Below are 15,986 nucleotides of genomic sequence, written 5' to 3' on the forward strand. Positions count from 1 at the left end.
TACGTCACCGACGTTATCCACGTAGTAACTGTCGAAGCCGCCGCCACCGATCATGGTGTCAGCACCCAGGCCGCCGTCCAGAGTGTTGGCCTGGTCGTTGCCGGTGATGCTGTTGTTCAGTTCGTTGCCGGTGCCGTTGACCGCATCGAGGCCGGTCAGGACGAGGTTTTCGACGTTGGTGCCCAATGCGAAGGCCACCGAGCTACGGACCGTATCGATTTCACTGGCAAGGGTACTGGTTTCCGTAACCGTATCACCAAGGTTGTCGACGATGTAGGTGTCGTTGCCCGCGCCACCGATCAGGGTGTCTGCGCCCTGACCGCCGTCGAGGAAGTTATCGCCGGCCGTGCCGATGATTGTGTTGTTCGATGCGTTTCCGGTGCCATTGAGGTTGGCGGCGCCAGCCAGCGTCAGGTTCTCCAGATGCGCTCCGAGAACGTAATTGATGGAGGACACGACGGTGTCGGTGCCCATGCCCGGATAATCGAAAATAACGTCCCCGGCGTTGTCAACGTAGTACGTGTCGTTGCCTGCGCCACCGTACATGGTGTCTGCGCCGCCATTGCCGTTGAGTACGTTATCCAACTCGTTGCCGTACAGAACGTCATCGAAAATCGAGCCGATGGCGTTCTCGATTTTTGCGCCATACGCAATCGCCAGGCCGTTATTGATGAGATTCGATGTTGACTGGTCGACAAACGCCTTGCCGATCTGGCTGAACGTACCTTCATTCAGATTGAGGGTCACGGACGCCAGTTGGTTGCTGCCATCGAGGGTGTCGATGCCGCCAGCATCCCAAATGGTTTCGAAGATTGACTGGTCTGACGCCCATGAGTAGACGTTGTTCCCGGTCTGCCACTGCATATTGGCGCCGTACAGGCTCTGTATCGCCATGATGTCGAGCAGCATCGGCGTTGTTGGCTGATAGGAGTAGTTGCTGTTGTAGCTCATTACTGTGAAATGAACATCGTCGAGCGACGAGTCCAGCAATGTTTTGTTTGTCGAGCTGACATCGAATGGATGTTTGAGTCCCAGCGCATGACCGATTTCGTGGATAAAGGTCAGGTAGTCGTAGGTGCCATGACCCGGATTGGGGTCATTCGTCTCCGGGCCGATCCAGACATCGCCGCCGGTAGGGCTGTTGGCCGGGAAGTAGGCCCATGCAGCCGTCTGGTTATCCATCAACCGATAGGCACCAAAGCGAAGGTCACCCACGTTGTTGATGTCATCGCTGGTCAGCGTGAAGCTGAGGTTGGCGACAGCACTCCAGGTGGCCAAGGCATTGGTCACCGCACTTTTCTGCCCGCTCGTCAGTTCGTACAGCGCGTTGTATTCATTGTCAGGACTGTAATTAGTGATGAAGTACGAAGTGTTGGGCGCCATGAAGCTGTAGCTGAGGCTGGTCGAACCCGAAGCAGGCCAGTTCGCCCCCAGCCAATAAGTTCCGGAGATCAGGCTGTCAACGTACTTGTTACCGGTCAATGCTGAAGGAAGCGCAAATGAATATGACGAAGGGGTAGGCATGGTTTTTCCTGGGTGCTATGCGACTAATCCTGAATGCAGTCGCTACAAAAAGAATACGATTCTGCACCAGTTTTTACATATTTGACATCATATGGCCACTATTTTCAGATTGGTGGCGTCAAATTACTGGCCTGGCACTTTGTATCGGCTCCTAAAGTAGAATCCTTAGCAAGCGCCATCAGCCGTTTGTCGAGGACTCTTAATGCCTGCTACCACCCCGTCGCTCATCCGTGAAACCTTCCCTGTCGGCCCGTTGCAGTGCAACTGCACGATCATCGGCGACCCGATCAGCAAAAAAGCCATCGTCGTCGACCCGGGCGGCAACCCTGACCTGATCATGGCGCGCCTCGATGCGCATGGCCTGAAAGTCGTCAGCATCATCCACACCCACGCGCATCTCGATCACTTCCTCGCCTCGGGGCAGATGAAGGAAAAAACCGGTGCAACGCTGCATTTGCACAAGGAAGATCAATTCCTGTGGGACAACCTCGAAATGCAATGCCAGATGTTCGGTGTGCCATACACACCGGTGCCATCACCTGATCGCTGGTTGAGCGACGATGAAGAACTGGCCTGCGGCTGCGGTGTGGCGTTGCATACGCCGGGACATACACCCGGTTCCATGAGCTTTTGGTTTTCCGAGGCTAAGCTGTTGATTGCCGGCGACACGCTGTTTCGTCGCGGCGTAGGACGCACGGATTTGTGGGGCGGCGATCAGGCGACCATCGTGCGATCTATCAAGCAGCGGCTGTACACCCTGGACGAAGACGCAACCGTGGTTGCCGGGCATGGTCCGGACACGCGTCTGGGGGATGAAATGCGGGAAAACCCGTTCGTGCGCGCCTAAATATTTTGTCACGAGTGTGCGGCGGAATTTTTCGGCATTGTCATGATCCAACGCCCGCAGGGGGCTACTGCCCAGCGGCCGCTGCACCACAGAATGCAAAAAAAGTAGGAGCTTTCCATGTTCACCACGCGTCGTTTGATTATTGTCGCTACTGCCGTGGCCGTGCTGTCCGGCTGCGCCTCGCCCAACCCGTATGACAATCAGGGGCAGGCCGACGGTGGCTCGCAAGGCATGAGCAAAACTGCCAAGTATGGTGGTCTCGGCGCTCTGGCCGGTGCCCTGGCAGGTGCCGCCATCGACCACAACAACCGCGGCAAGGGTGCCTTGATCGGCGCGGCGGTGGTGGGGGCTTCGGCGGCCGGTTACGGTTACTACGCCGACCAGCAAGAGAAAAAACTGCGCGCCAGCATGGCCAACACCGGGGTTGAAGTGCAGCGCCAGGGCGATCAGATCAAACTGATCATGCCGGGCAACATCACCTTCGCCACCGATTCGGCGAACATCGCGCCAAGCTTCTACCAGCCGTTGAACAACCTGGCGAACTCGCTGAAAGAGTTCAACCAGAACCAGATCGAAATCGTCGGCTACACCGACAGCACCGGTGCCCGCCAGCACAACATGGACCTGTCTCAGCGTCGTGCGCAGAGCGTGGCCACCTACCTGACTTCGCAAGGTGTCAGCGGTGCCAACCTGTCGGCCCGTGGCGCCGGACCGGATAACCCGATTGCCAGCAACGGTGACGTCAATGGCCGTGCGCAGAACCGCCGGGTTGAAGTCAACCTGAAGGCGATTCCGGGTCAGCAGTATGGTGGCCAGCAGCAACAGCCGGGTACGGTTCAGCAGTATCCGTAACTGAATGCTTGAATGAAGAAATGCCCGGTCCTGGTGACCGGGCATTTTTTGGCCTGAACGCAGTCGCCCTGTAGGAGCTGCGGCACGCTGCGATCTTTTGATCTTTAGCTTTAACAACAAGATCAAAAGATCGCAGCCTCGTTTCACTCGACAGCTCCTACAGGGTTACTGGGCCTGTGCAGGCACCACAAACTCAATAGGCACAAAAAAGCCCCCGGACAACGGAATTGTCCGGGGGCTTTTTTTGTCAGCGAAGGCTGATTACTTCTTCAAACCATACTGCTCATCGAGCATGCCCGGCGAGTTCGGGGCTTTCGGTGCGTAGTCGCGTGGCGGCTCCTGATCGCGCGGCGGCGTCAGGCGTTCGCGCGGTGCCTGTACCGCATCGGCGTGCAAAGCGGCGATCAGGCGTTGACGGGTCTGCTCGTCCAGGGCCAGACGATTGGCACCCTCGGCGAGATGATCCTGCACTTCCTGATAGCTCTGGGTCAGCTTCTTGACCAGCATCGCGGTGCTGTTGAAGTGGGTGACCACCTCGTTTTGATAGCTGTCGAAACGTTCCTGGATATCATCCAGTTGACGCTGCGTGCGGCTCGGCGCGGCATTCGGCGCGACGCGAGCGATCAGGAATCCAATGGCGACACCCACAACCAGGGCAAGAGTCGGTAACAACCAAACTAAGAGCGAGTGTTCCACGAGTCCTTCCTCTATAAACGGCTTTGCTTTACGTTAACGGCTCGAACCTGCGCTGTATACCGCGATTCACTCGCAATAGATTGGCACAGACAATTTGCTAGACGAGTCGACCCGATTCGAGGTCACGGAGTTCCTTCCTTGCTGATGCGTGAAACCCCTGTAGTCATTGCCGGCCCAGTCGGCCAAATCGAAGCGCTGTACCTGGACAACGAGCAGCCAATCGGCATTGCGCTGATCTGCCATCCGAACCCGGTGCAGGGCGGCACCATGCTCAACAAGGTCGTCTCGACCTTGCAGCGCACCGCGCGCGACGCCGGTTGGATCACCTTGCGCTTCAACTATCGCGGCGTTGGCGCCAGTGAAGGCTCCCACGACATGGGCACCGGCGAAGTCGACGATGCCCAGGCTGCTGCCGCATGGCTGCGGGAAAAACACCCGGATCTGCCGCTGACCCTGTTCGGTTTTTCTTTCGGCGGATTTGTTGCAGCAAGTCTCGGCGGTCGTCTCGAAGCCCAAGGCGTGCAGCTCAAGCATCTGTTCATGGTCGCGCCGGCGGTGATGCGTCTGGGCGATCAGGATCAACTGCCACAGCACGGAGAACTCACCGTGATCCAGCCGGAAACCGACGAAGTGATCGATCCGCAGTTGGTCTACGACTGGTCCGACAAACTCCAGCGCCCCCATGAGCTGCTGAAAGTGGCAGAATGCGGACACTTTTTTCATGGCAAGCTGACCGATCTCAAGGATCTGATCCTGCCGCGTCTCTCGAATTGATTGCAGTCTGACAAGCGATTACCCATGACGAACCGTACCCGTATCCTCACCGGCATCACCACCACCGGCACGCCGCACCTGGGCAACTACGCCGGCGCCATTCGCCCGGCGATCCTCGCCAGCCGCGACAGCAATGCCGATTCGTTCTACTTCCTGGCCGACTACCACGCGCTGATCAAATGCGATGACCCGCTGCGCATCCAGCGCTCGCGTCTGGAAATCGCCGCGACCTGGCTGGCCGGTGGCTTGGATGTCGATCGCGTGACCTTCTATCGCCAGTCCGACATCCCGGAAATCCCCGAGCTGACCTGGCTGCTGACCTGCGTCGCGGCCAAGGGCCTGCTCAACCGTGCGCACGCCTACAAGGCTTCGGTGGACAAGAACGTCGAGACCGGTGAAGACCCGGATGCCGGTATCACCATGGGCCTCTACAGCTACCCGGTGCTGATGGCGGCGGACATCCTGATGTTCAACGCGCACAAGGTGCCGGTCGGTCGTGACCAGATCCAGCACGTGGAAATGGCCCGCGACATCGGCCAGCGCTTCAACCACCTGTTCGGCCAGGGCAAAGAGTTCTTCACCATGCCCGAAGCGCTGATCGAGGAAAGCGTGGCGACGTTGCCAGGCCTCGACGGACGCAAGATGTCCAAAAGCTACGACAACACCATTCCGTTGTTCTCCAGCGCCAAAGAGATGAAGGACGCGATCTCCCGTATCGTCACCGACTCCCGCGCGCCGGGCGAAGCGAAAGATCCGGACAACTCGCACCTGTTCACCCTGTTCCAGGCGTTCGCCACACCGGCGCAGGCTGACGAGTTCCGCAGCGAACTGCTGGGCGGTCTGGGTTGGGGCGAGGCGAAGAATCGTCTGTTCCAATTGCTCGACAACGAGCTGGGTGAGTCCCGCGAGCGTTATCACCAACTGATCGAGCGCCCGGCCGATCTGGAAGACATCCTGCAGCACGGCGCGAAAAAGGCCCGTGCAGTGGCGACCCCGTTCCTCAACGAATTGCGTGAAGCGGTCGGCCTGCGTTCGTTCGTCAATCAGGTGCAAGTCGCGGCGACCACCAAGAAGAAAGCCGCGAAAGCCGCACGCTTCGTCAGCTTCCGCGAAGATGACGGCAGCTTCCGTTTCCGTCTGCTGGCGGCCGATGGCGAGCAACTGCTGCTGTCGCGCCATTTCGCCGACGGTAAAGCTGCGGGCCAGGTGACCAAGCAACTGCAATCCGGTCAGCCTCTGGATGTGCGCAATGAAGACCTGAGCTTCAGCGTATGGCTGGAAGGCGAATGCGTCGGCGACAGCCCGGCGTTCGCTGATAGCGCTGCGCGGGACGCGGCCATCGAGGCTCTGCGCGTTGCGCTGACCCCGGTTCAGGACTAATCAACGGCGCGGCCCGACCAAGGGCTGATTGCCATTCCCACGGGCCGTCGCTACAGTGACGGCCCGTTTTTGTTGCCTTGCTAACGAATTATGACGCCCCTAGAACGATACCAAGCTGATCTGAAACGCCCGGACTTCTTCCATGACGCCGCGCAAGAAACTGCCGTGCGTCATCTACAGCGCCTGTACGACGATCTGATCGCGGCCGAGCAGAACAAGCCGGGTTTGCTGGGCAAGCTGTTTGGCAAAAAGGATCAGACGCCGGTCAAGGGTCTGTATTTCTGGGGCGGCGTGGGTCGCGGCAAGACTTACCTGGTCGACACCTTCTTCGAAGCGCTGCCGTTCAAGGAAAAGACCCGCACCCACTTCCACCGCTTCATGAAGCGCGTGCACGAAGAGATGAAAACCCTCGGCGGCGAGAAAAACCCGCTGACCATCATCGCCAAGCGCTTCGCGACCGAATCCCGTGTCATCTGCTTCGATGAGTTCTTCGTGTCCGATATCACTGACGCGATGATCCTTGGCACGCTGATGGAAGAGCTGTTCAAGAACGGCGTGACCCTGGTCGCGACCTCGAACATCGTTCCGGACGGCCTGTACAAGGACGGCCTGCAACGTGCGCGCTTCCTGCCGGCGATTGCGCTGATCAAGCAGAATACCGAAATCGTCAACGTCGACAGCGGTGTCGACTACCGTCTGCGCCACCTCGAACAGGCGGAGCTGTTCCACTATCCGCTGGACGAAGCGGCTCACGAAAGTCTGCGCAAAAGCTTCCGCGCGCTGACGCCAGAGTGCACCGCAGCGGTCGAGAACGATGTGCTGATCATCGAAAACCGTGAGATCCGTGCCCTGCGCACGTGCGACGACGTGGCCTGGTTCGACTTCCGCGAGCTGTGCGACGGCCCCCGCAGCCAGAACGACTACATCGAACTGGGCAAGATCTTCCACGCCGTGCTGCTCAGCGGCGTCGAGCAGATGAGCGTCACCACCGACGACATCGCCCGTCGCTTCATCAACATGGTCGACGAGTTCTACGACCGCAACGTCAAGCTGATCATTTCTGCCGAAGTCGAGTTGAAAGACCTCTACACCGGCGGGCGCCTGACGTTCGAATTCCAGCGCACGCTGAGCCGTCTGCTGGAGATGCAGTCGCACGAATTCCTGTCCCGGGCGCACAAGCCTTAAACAGATCTTCAGCGCATAAAAAAGGGCCTGCAATTGCAGGCCCTTTTTTGTGCGCTGAAGATCAAAAGATCGCAGGCTTCGCCAGCTCCTACAGGTGTACGCCATTCTGTAGGAGCTGCCGCAGGCTGCGATCTTTTGCTTTTAGGCAGCCTGTTGAAACTGCTGCCGATACTGATTCGGTGACAGCTCGGTGTGCTGGCGGAACAGCCGGGCAAAGAAGCTCGCGTCGTCGTAGCCGACTTCATAACTGATGGTCTTGATGCTCTTGCGGCTGCCGGACAGCAGGCCCTTGGCCGTCTCGATGCGCAGGCGTTGCAGGTAGTGCAGCGGCTTGTCACCGGTGGCGGTCTGGAAGCGGCGCATGAAGTTGCGGATGCTCATGCCGTGCTCGCGGGCGACGTCTTCGAAGCGGAACTTGTCGGCGAAGTGCTCTTCGAGCCAGTGCTGGATCTGCAGGATGATCACGTCCTGATGCAGCTTCTGGCCGCCGAAGCCGATACGCCCCGGCGCATAGCTGCGTTGCACTTCGTAAAGAATGTCGCGGGCCACGGCTTGCGCCACGTTGGCGCCGCAGAAACGTTCGATCAGGTAGATATAGAGGTCGCACGCCGAAGTCGTGCCGCCGGCGCAATACAGATTGTCGGCATCGGTCAGGTGCTTGTCCTGATTGAGGTGCACCTGTGGAAAGCGCTCGGCGAACGCATTGAAGAAGCGCCAGTAAGTGGTCGCTTCCTTGCCGTTGAGCAGCCCGGCTTCGGCCAGCCAGAACACGCCGGTGGCTTCGCCGCACAGGACTGCGCCGCGGGCGTGTTGTTCGCGCAGCCACGGCAGGATCTGTGGATAACGGCCGCAAAGTGTTTCGAAGTCGTCCCAGAATGCCGGGAGGATGATGACATCGGCGTTTTCCAGGCCGCCGTCCACCGGCATCACCACGTCACTGAAACTGTTCACCGGTTTGCCGTCGGGGCTGACCAGGCGGGTTTCGAACGCCGGTGTCAGGCCGTGGCCCAGTTGTTTGCCGTAACGCAGGCTGGCCAGATGGAAGAAATCCTTGGCCTGCATGAGAGTGGATGCGAAAACCCGGTCGATTGCCAGGATGCTGACGCGCCGCAAGGGCGTGGAGACTTGCTTGGACATAATTCAACTTTTGTTTTGTTTTTATAAGGGAAAGTGGTCACCAGACGGCTGGATCGTCTTATTTTTTGTCGGATGTGTCCAGTGTCCTGTATCGGAGGTGGGGCTTAGTCTCTGAAGGTCATATCCCTTCAACAAGAAAGAAAGGTGCCGCATGATCCCCAGAACCTTGTTCAGCTCCGAGCATGAATTGTTCCGCGACAGCGTCCGAACCTTCCTCGAAAAAGAGGCTGTGCCGTTCCATGCGCAATGGGAGAAACAAGGCCACATCGACCGCAAACTGTGGAACAAGGCAGGGGAGGCCGGGATGCTCTGCTCGCACTTGCCGGAAGAATATGGCGGCCTGGGCGCGGACTTTCTGTACAGCGCGGTGGTGATCGAGGAGGTCGGTCGTCTCGGTTTGACGGGGATCGGTTTCTCGCTGCATTCGGACATCGTCGCGCCGTACATCCTGCATTACGGCAGCGAAGCGTTGAAGCACAAATACCTGCCGAAACTGGTCTCGGGCGAGATGGTCACGGCCATCGCCATGACCGAGCCGGGGGCGGGTTCCGATCTGCAAGGTGTGAAGACCACGGCTGTGCTGGACGGTGACGAATATGTGATCAACGGTTCGAAAACGTTTATCACCAATGGCTTTCTGGCTGACTTGGTCATTGTGGTTGCCAAGACTGATCCAAAGGCTGGCGCAAAGGGCACCAGCCTGTTTCTGGTCGAAGCGAATACTCCGGGCTTCGAGAAGGGCAAGCGCCTGGAAAAGGTCGGAATGAAGGCGCAGGACACGTCGGAATTGTTCTTTCAGGACGTGCGCGTACCGAAAGAAAACCTGCTGGGGCAGGCCGGGGCGGGGTTTGCCTATTTGATGCAGGAGTTGCCGCAGGAGCGTCTGACCGTAGCGATCGGTGGCCTGGCTTCAGCCGAAGCCGCGCTGAAATGGACGCTGGATTACACCCGTGATCGCAAGGCGTTCGGCAAGGCAATTGCCGACTTCCAGAACACCCGCTTCAAGCTGGCGGAGATGGCTACCGAGATTCAGATCGGTCGGGTCTTCGTCGACCGCTGCCTGGAACTGCACCTGCAGGGCAAGCTGGATGTGCCGACGGCGGCGATGGCCAAGTACTGGGGCACCGACCTGCAATGCAAGGTGCTCGATGAGTGCGTGCAGTTGCACGGCGGCTACGGCTTCATGTGGGAATACCCGGTGGCCCGGGCGTGGGCGGATGCGCGAGTGCAGCGGATCTATGCCGGCACCAATGAAATCATGAAGGAGATCATCGCACGGTCGCTGTGAGCGGCTGAAAAGATCGCAGCCTGCGGCAGCTCCTGCAGAGGATCAGTGTGAACCCTGTAGGAGCTGCCGAAGGCTGCGATCTTTTTACTTACGGCGCCGGATTCGGATGATCCTTGTGAATCGCCTCGATCCCGGCCAGCACTTCGTCGGAAAGCTTCAGGTCGAAACTGGCAATGTTGCTGTCCAGTTGCTCAAGCGTCGTCGCGCCAATGATGTTGCTGGTGACGAACGGTTGCTGGGTAACGAACGCCAGGGCCATTTGCGCCGGATCCAGACCATGCTCGCGGGCCAGGGCCACATAACGGCTGCAAGCAGCTTCCGATTGCGCGTTGAAATAGCGGCTGAAGCGACTGTAGAGGCTCAGGCGGCCTTTCGGTGGGCGGGCGCCACCTTCGTACTTGCCTGAGAGGAAACCGAATGCCAGCGGCGAGTAGGCGAGCAGACCGCACTGTTCGCGGATGGCGATTTCCGCCAGACCGATTTCGAAGCTGCGGTTGAGCAGGTTGTACGGGTTCTGGATCGACACCGCGCGCGGCCAGCCACGGGCTTCGGCCAGGGCGAGGAAGCGCATGGTGCCCCACGGCGTTTCGTTGGACAGGCCGATATGGCGGATCTTGCCGGCCTTGACCTGTTCGTCGAGGGCTTCGAGGGTGTCTTCGAGCGGCGTCAGGTTGGCTTCGATCTTGTGTTTGTAGCCCAGCTGTCCGAAAAAGTTGGTGCTGCGCTCCGGCCAGTGCAATTGATACAGATCGATGTAATCGGTCTGCAGGCGCTTGAGGCTGGCGTCCACTGCTTCGGTGATGTGCTGGCGGTTGTGGCGCAGGTTTTTGTCACGGATGTAGTCGATGGTGTTGCCGGGGCCGGCGATCTTGCTGGCGAGGATCCAGTCGGCGCGATCGCCGCGATGCTTGAAGTAATTGCCGATGTAGCGCTCGGTGGTGGCGTAGGTTTCGGCTTTTGGCGGCACCGGGTACATCTCGGCGGTGTCGATGAAATTGATCCCGGCTTCCTTGGCCCGTTCGATCTGGGCGAAGGCTTCAGCTTCAGTGTTTTGCTCGCCCCAGGTCATGGTGCCGAGGCAGATTGCACTCACGTTCAGGTCGGTACGGCCTAGCTGGCGATAGTCCATCGGGTGCTCCTTGGGCAAAACAATCATAAAAGCAGGTTGAATATTTTTTCGCAATCTGCATAATTGCCGACCTCTTTCTGCAGTGGAAGTGATGCGCCGCCGCCGAAGAATCTTGCCGTTGAACGGACGCGCCGACCCGAGCCCCCGAAAGCGTCTGTATCCGGCTGCCTTTGACTTGTCAAAGTACGCACTATTCAGTAAGATCCGCCGTCTTATTTACAGGCGGCCCCTGAGGCTATAAAGAATGAAAACTTTTACTGCTAAACCGGAAACAGTAAAGCGCGACTGGTTTGTCGTCGACGCTGCTGGTCAGACCCTGGGTCGTCTGGCCACCGAAATCGCGAGCCGTCTGCGTGGCAAGCACAAGCCTGAGTACACTCCTCACGTTGACACCGGCGACTACATCGTCGTAATCAACGCCGAGCAGATCCGTGTTACCGGCGCTAAAACCACTGACAAAATGTACTACTCCCACTCCGGTTTCCCGGGCGGCATCAAGTCGATCAACTTTGAAAAGCTGATCGCTAAAGCCCCTGAGCGCGTGATCGAGACCGCGGTTAAAGGCATGCTGCCTAAGAACCCGCTGGGTCGTGACATGTACCGTAAGCTGAAAGTCTATGCGGGCGCTGCACACCCTCATACTGCTCAGCAGCCCCAAGAACTGAAGATTTAACGGAATAGTTCATTATGTCGGCGACTCAAAATTACGGCACTGGCCGTCGCAAGACCGCAACCGCACGCGTTTTCCTGCGTCCGGGTACTGGTAACATCTCCATCAACAACCGCTCCCTGGACTCGTTCTTCGGCCGCGAAACTGCCCGCATGGTAGTTCGTCAGCCGCTGGAACTGACCGAGACTGTCGAGAAATTCGACATCTACGTCACTGTCATCGGCGGTGGTGTAAGTGGTCAAGCTGGCGCAATCCGCCACGGTATCACTCGCGCTCTGATGGACTACGACGAGACCCTGCGTAGCGCTCTGCGCAAAGCTGGCTTCGTTACTCGCGACGCCCGTGAAGTTGAACGTAAGAAAGTTGGTCTGCGTAAAGCGCGTAAGCGTCCGCAGTACTCGAAGCGTTAATTCGTTTCCACGTTCAAAAAAGAACGCCCGATTCCTCACGGAACCGGGCGTTTTTTTATGCCTGCGATTTATTAAAGAATTGCGCTGTGACAACTTGCCACATTCGTAGACCCCCTATACTACAAGGCTTGAGGGTGGGAGCCCCGGGTAATTCCCTTGTCAGAATTGGGGCTTTTCATTACCATCTCGGCAAAATTTTTATAAGTAACATTGATTTATTTAGTAGATGCCTGATTTAACAGGCCACAAAGCTGATGGGAGAGGACTGAATGAGCAATGACGGCGTGAATGCAGGCCGGCGTCGCTTCTTGGTAGCAGCCACATCCGTGGTGGGTGCTGCAGGAGCGGTGGGGGCTGCGGTCCCGTTCGTGGGGTCATGGTTTCCCAGTGCCAAGGCGAAAGCCGCCGGTGCACCGGTGAAAGTGAATGTCAGCAAGATCGAGCCAGGACAGCAGATGATTGCCGAGTGGCGCGGCCAGCCGGTGTTCATTGTCCGCCGTACTGCGGAAATCCTGGGGAATCTCAAGAAGATCGAGGGCCAGCTCTCCGATCCGACTTCCAAAAACTCCACGCAACCCACCTATGTCGACCCTGAAGTGCGTTCGATCAAGCCGGAAATTCTACTGCTGATCGGGATCTGCACACACTTGGGTTGCTCACCAACCTTCCGTCCCGAAGTGGCACCTGCGGATCTGGGTAAAGACTGGGTTGGCGGCTATTTCTGCCCTTGCCACGGTTCCCACTACGATCTGGCTGGCCGCGTCTACAAGTCGCAACCTGCGCCTTTGAACCTGCCAGTTCCCCCGCATTCCTATGAGACCGATGACCTGATTGTCATTGGCGTCGATACGGAGAAAGCGTGATGAGCAAGTTCATGGATTGGGTTGATGCACGCTTCCCCGCCACCAAAATGTGGGAAGACCATCTCAGCAAGTATTACGCTCCAAAAAACTTCAACTTCTTCTATTTCTTCGGCTCCCTGGCGCTGCTGGTGCTGGTCAACCAGATCGTCACCGGTGTCTGGCTGACGATGAGCTACACGCCGTCGGCAGAAGAAGCGTTCGCTTCCGTCGAGTACATCATGCGCGACGTCGAGTACGGCTCGATCCTGCGTCTGCTGCACTCCACCGGCGCTTCGGCGTTCTTCATCGTGGTCTATCTGCACATGTTCCGTGGTCTGCTCTACGGTTCGTACCAGAAACCCCGTGAGCTGGTGTGGGTCTTCGGCATGCTGATTTACCTGGCGCTGATGGCCGAAGCCTTCATGGGCTACCTGCTGCCGTGGGGCCAGATGTCCTACTGGGGTGCCCAGGTGATCATCTCGCTGTTCGGTGCGATTCCGGTCATCGGCAACGACCTGACCCAGTGGATTCGTGGTGACTACCTGATCTCCGGGATCACCCTGAACCGCTTCTTCGCCCTGCACGTGGTGGCCCTGCCGATCGTGATTCTCGGTCTGGTGGTGCTGCACATTCTGGCGCTGCACGAGGTCGGTTCGAACAACCCGGACGGCGTCGACATCAAGAAGCACAAAGACGAAAACGGCATACCGCTGGACGGCATTGCCTTCCACCCGTACTACACCGTGAAAGACATCGTCGGCGTGGTGGTGTTTCTGTTCATCTTCTGCTTTATCGTGTTCTTCTTCCCGGAAATGGGCGGCTACTTCCTCGAAAAACCAAACTTCGAGCAAGCCAACCCGTTCAAGACGCCTGAGCACATTGCACCGGTCTGGTACTTCACGCCGTTCTACGCGATCTTGCGTGCGATCCCCGACAAGCTCATGGGCGTTATCGCCATGGGTGCCTCGATTGCCTTGCTCTTTGTCCTGCCGTGGCTTGACCGCAGTCCGGTCAAATCGATGCGCTACAAGGGCTGGATGAGCAAGATCTGGCTGGTGGTGTTCTGCATCGCATTCGTGATCCTCGGCATTCTGGGCGTACTGGCCCCGACGCCGGAGCGCACGCTGCTGTCGCAGGTCTGCACCTTCCTGTACTTCGCCTACTTCATTCTGATGCCGTTCTACACCAGGCTCGAGAAAACCAAACCGGTTCCGGAAAGGGTGACTGGCTGATGAAAAAGTTATTTTTTGCTCTGATTTTTGCTGCTCTGCCTGTGCTGTCTTTCGCCGCCGAACACGGTGGTCCGGAGCTGGAAAAAGTCGACATCGACGTGTCCGACAAGGCTGCCCTGCAAGATGGTGCGCGTACCTTTGCCAACTATTGCATGGGATGCCACAGTGCCAAGTTCCAGCGTTACGAGCGGGTGGCCGATGACCTCGGCATTCCACACGAAATGATGCTGGAGAAGCTGGTGTTCACCGGTGCCAAGATCGGCGATCACATGAACATCGGCATGCAGCCTGCGGACGCCAAGACCTGGTTCGGTGCGGCACCGCCGGACCTGACCCTGGTGGCGCGCGTGCGCGGCACCGACTGGCTCTACGGTTACCTGCGCTCGTTCTACGAAGATCCTGCACGTCCATGGGGTGTGAACAACAAGATCTTCCCGAACGTCGGCATGCCTAACGTACTGGTCGGCCTGCAAGGTCGCCAGGTGGTTGGCTGCAAGCAAGTGCAGATCGTCGAAGACGGCAAGAAGCAATATGATCCGCTGACCGGTACGCCTCTGACTCATGAAGCGTGCGATCAGTTGACCATCGTGCCGAAATCCGGTGCTCTGAACGAAGAGCAGTTCGATGAGAAGGTCAAGAATCTGGTAACCTTCCTGGCTTACTCGGCTAACCCGGTTAAGCTGCAACATCAGCGCATCGGTGCTTACGTCTTGCTGTACCTGGCGTTCTTCTTTGTGTTCGCCTACCTGCTCAAGCGTGAATACTGGAAAGACGTGCACTGATACGCTTCAAGCATTGCTGTTAATCGCGCGCGCCCAAGGGCGCCTCCGATAACGCAACGTCTGGCCAGCCAGGCATTGCGGGAGGCGCTCTCTGGGCGCGCGCGTTTTTCCGGTTCCGATAATTTCAACAAGCGAGGAGGATCGCCATGGGCGTGACCAATCGGTTGGCCTGTTACTCCGACCCCGCCGACCACTATTCCCACCGAGTGCGCATTGTGCTTGCAGAGAAGGGTGTCAGCGCCGAAATCATTTACGTGGAAGCTGGTCGCCAGCCGCCTAAACTGATTGAGGTGAACCCTTACGGCAGTCTCCCGACACTGGTCGATCGCGACCTGGCGTTGTGGGAGTCGACCGTGGTGATGGAATATCTGGATGAGCGTTACCCGCATCCGCCACTGATGCCGGTTTACCCGGTGGCGCGTGCCAACAGCCGTCTGCTGATTCACCGAATTCAGCGCGACTGGTGTGGTCTGGTGGATCTGATTCTGGATCCGAAAACCAAGGAAGCCGCGCGTGTCGTGGCGCGCAAGGAATTGCGTGAAAGCCTGACGGGCGTGTCGCCGCTGTTTGCCGACAAGCCGTTTTTCCTCAGTGAGGAACAAAGTCTGGTGGATTGCTGCCTATTGCCAATACTCTGGCGTTTGCCGATTCTGGGTATTGAACTGCCGCGGCCGGCCAAGCCGCTGCTTGATTATATGGAGCGCTCGTTTGCGCGTGAGGCTTTCCAGGCGAGTCTGTCTGGCGTCGAACGCGATATGCGCTAAGGCTTAAGGAGCCGCTATGAACTCCAGTCGACCTTATCTGGTCCGCGCGCTCTACGAGTGGATTGTGGATAACGATTGCACCCCGCACATGCTGGTCAATTCCGAATACCCGGCGGTGCAGGTGCCGCAGGGTTTCGCCAGTGACGGACAGATTGTCCTGAACATCTCGCCCAGTGCCGTGCGCCATCTGCATATGGATAACGACGTGGTGACCTTCGAAGGTCGCTTCGGTGGTGTTCCGCACAGTCTGTACGTGCCGATCAGCGCGATTCTGGGCATCTACGCCCGGGAGAACGGTCAGGGCATGGTGTTCGATCTCGAGTCGCCGATGGATGACGAAGACGATATCGAGCCGGATGACGACTTGCCGCCACCGGACAGCGAGCCGCCGCGCCCGAGTGGCCGGCCAAGCCTGAAAGTGGTGAAGTAATAAAAAAGGCGACCCGAAAAGGTCGCCTTTTTTATTACGTAGGA

The 15,986-nt window shown here is 58.1% G+C and carries 17 protein-coding genes; 13 read left to right on the forward strand and 4 right to left on the reverse strand.

Annotated features, from left to right (window positions below; translation table 11 throughout):
• On the reverse strand, positions 1-1,524 hold a 1,524-nt coding region (locus NN484_RS27090; RefSeq protein WP_274658359.1), incomplete at its 3' end, for a M10 family metallopeptidase.
• Positions 1,525-1,726: 202 nt separating this feature from the next.
• Here NN484_RS27090 and NN484_RS27095 point away from each other — a divergent pair.
• Both NN484_RS27095 and NN484_RS27100 read left to right on the forward strand, forming a co-directional pair.
• On the forward strand, positions 1,727-2,371 hold the full coding sequence (locus NN484_RS27095; protein WP_274658360.1) for an MBL fold metallo-hydrolase: 645 nt from the start codon (positions 1,727-1,729) through the stop codon (positions 2,369-2,371).
• 117 nt (positions 2,372-2,488) lie between these two features.
• Positions 2,489-3,223, forward strand: coding sequence for a YiaD family glycine zipper/OmpA-like lipoprotein (locus tag NN484_RS27100; RefSeq protein ID WP_127648146.1), 735 nt, complete (start codon positions 2,489-2,491; stop codon positions 3,221-3,223).
• A gap of 261 nt (positions 3,224-3,484) precedes the next feature.
• Here NN484_RS27100 and NN484_RS27105 read toward each other — a convergent pair whose 3' ends face one another.
• Positions 3,485-3,919, reverse strand: a complete 435-nt coding sequence (locus NN484_RS27105; protein ID WP_127648147.1) for a Z-ring associated ZapG family protein — start codon at positions 3,917-3,919, stop codon at positions 3,485-3,487.
• Positions 3,920-4,063: 144 nt separating this feature from the next.
• Between NN484_RS27105 and NN484_RS27110 the strand changes: the two genes are divergently transcribed.
• The 3 genes from NN484_RS27110 to zapE all read left to right on the forward strand — a co-directional run bounded on the left by NN484_RS27110 (position 4,064) and on the right by zapE (position 7,258).
• Positions 4,064-4,693: an alpha/beta hydrolase gene (locus NN484_RS27110; RefSeq protein ID WP_215502356.1), complete on the forward strand. Its 630-nt coding sequence runs from the start codon at positions 4,064-4,066 to the stop codon at positions 4,691-4,693.
• A gap of 24 nt (positions 4,694-4,717) precedes the next feature.
• Positions 4,718-6,073: a tryptophan--tRNA ligase gene (locus tag NN484_RS27115; protein ID WP_274658361.1), complete on the forward strand. Its 1,356-nt coding sequence runs from the start codon at positions 4,718-4,720 to the stop codon at positions 6,071-6,073.
• Between the two features lie 90 nt (positions 6,074-6,163).
• Positions 6,164-7,258 carry a cell division protein ZapE gene (gene zapE / locus NN484_RS27120; protein ID WP_011335877.1) on the forward strand — a complete coding sequence of 365 codons (1,095 nt, stop codon included), beginning with the start codon at positions 6,164-6,166 and terminating at the stop codon, positions 7,256-7,258.
• A 141-nt stretch (positions 7,259-7,399) separates the two neighbouring features.
• Here zapE and NN484_RS27125 read toward each other — a convergent pair whose 3' ends face one another.
• Positions 7,400-8,296, reverse strand: coding sequence for a GlxA family transcriptional regulator (locus NN484_RS27125; protein ID WP_174823761.1), 897 nt, complete (start codon positions 8,294-8,296; stop codon positions 7,400-7,402).
• A 250-nt stretch (positions 8,297-8,546) separates the two neighbouring features.
• Between NN484_RS27125 and NN484_RS27130 the strand changes: the two genes are divergently transcribed.
• Entirely contained in the window at positions 8,547-9,683 is a 1,137-nt protein-coding gene (locus tag NN484_RS27130) for an acyl-CoA dehydrogenase family protein (protein ID WP_127648151.1), read from the forward strand.
• 88 nt (positions 9,684-9,771) lie between these two features.
• Here the strand turns inward: NN484_RS27130 and NN484_RS27135 are convergent, their stop codons facing one another.
• The gene (locus NN484_RS27135; protein WP_127648152.1) at positions 9,772-10,812 is read right to left on the reverse strand and encodes an NADP(H)-dependent aldo-keto reductase; all 1,041 of its coding nucleotides are present in this window, start codon (positions 10,810-10,812) and stop codon (positions 9,772-9,774) included.
• 244 nt (positions 10,813-11,056) lie between these two features.
• On the opposite strand from NN484_RS27135, the gene rplM reads away from it, so the two are divergent.
• From rplM to NN484_RS27170, 7 genes are all read left to right on the forward strand, one after another.
• Positions 11,057-11,485, forward strand: coding sequence for a 50S ribosomal protein L13 (rplM, locus tag NN484_RS27140; RefSeq protein WP_003228062.1), 429 nt, complete (start codon positions 11,057-11,059; stop codon positions 11,483-11,485).
• 14 nt (positions 11,486-11,499) lie between these two features.
• On the forward strand, positions 11,500-11,892 hold the full coding sequence (gene rpsI / locus NN484_RS27145; RefSeq protein WP_007961615.1) for a 30S ribosomal protein S9: 393 nt from the start codon (positions 11,500-11,502) through the stop codon (positions 11,890-11,892).
• 269 nt (positions 11,893-12,161) lie between these two features.
• Entirely contained in the window at positions 12,162-12,755 is a 594-nt protein-coding gene (gene petA / locus NN484_RS27150) for a ubiquinol-cytochrome c reductase iron-sulfur subunit (RefSeq protein ID WP_003228055.1), read from the forward strand.
• Entirely contained in the window at positions 12,755-13,966 is a 1,212-nt protein-coding gene (locus NN484_RS27155; RefSeq protein ID WP_215502354.1) for a cytochrome b, read from the forward strand. The genes petA and NN484_RS27155 overlap by 1 nt, the downstream gene beginning before the upstream one ends.
• Positions 13,966-14,748, forward strand: a complete 783-nt coding sequence (locus NN484_RS27160) for a cytochrome c1 (RefSeq protein WP_274658362.1) — start codon at positions 13,966-13,968, stop codon at positions 14,746-14,748. The genes NN484_RS27155 and NN484_RS27160 overlap by 1 nt, the downstream gene beginning before the upstream one ends.
• A gap of 146 nt (positions 14,749-14,894) precedes the next feature.
• On the forward strand, positions 14,895-15,512 hold the full coding sequence (locus NN484_RS27165; protein ID WP_127648156.1) for a glutathione S-transferase N-terminal domain-containing protein: 618 nt from the start codon (positions 14,895-14,897) through the stop codon (positions 15,510-15,512).
• A 16-nt stretch (positions 15,513-15,528) separates the two neighbouring features.
• Positions 15,529-15,942 carry a ClpXP protease specificity-enhancing factor gene (locus NN484_RS27170; RefSeq protein WP_003228047.1) on the forward strand — a complete coding sequence of 138 codons (414 nt, stop codon included), beginning with the start codon at positions 15,529-15,531 and terminating at the stop codon, positions 15,940-15,942.
• Positions 15,943-15,986 lie beyond the last annotated feature (44 nt).

The sequence above is a fragment of the Pseudomonas serboccidentalis genome (assembly GCF_028830055.1).
Classification (GTDB): domain Bacteria; phylum Pseudomonadota; class Gammaproteobacteria; order Pseudomonadales; family Pseudomonadaceae; genus Aquipseudomonas; species Aquipseudomonas serboccidentalis.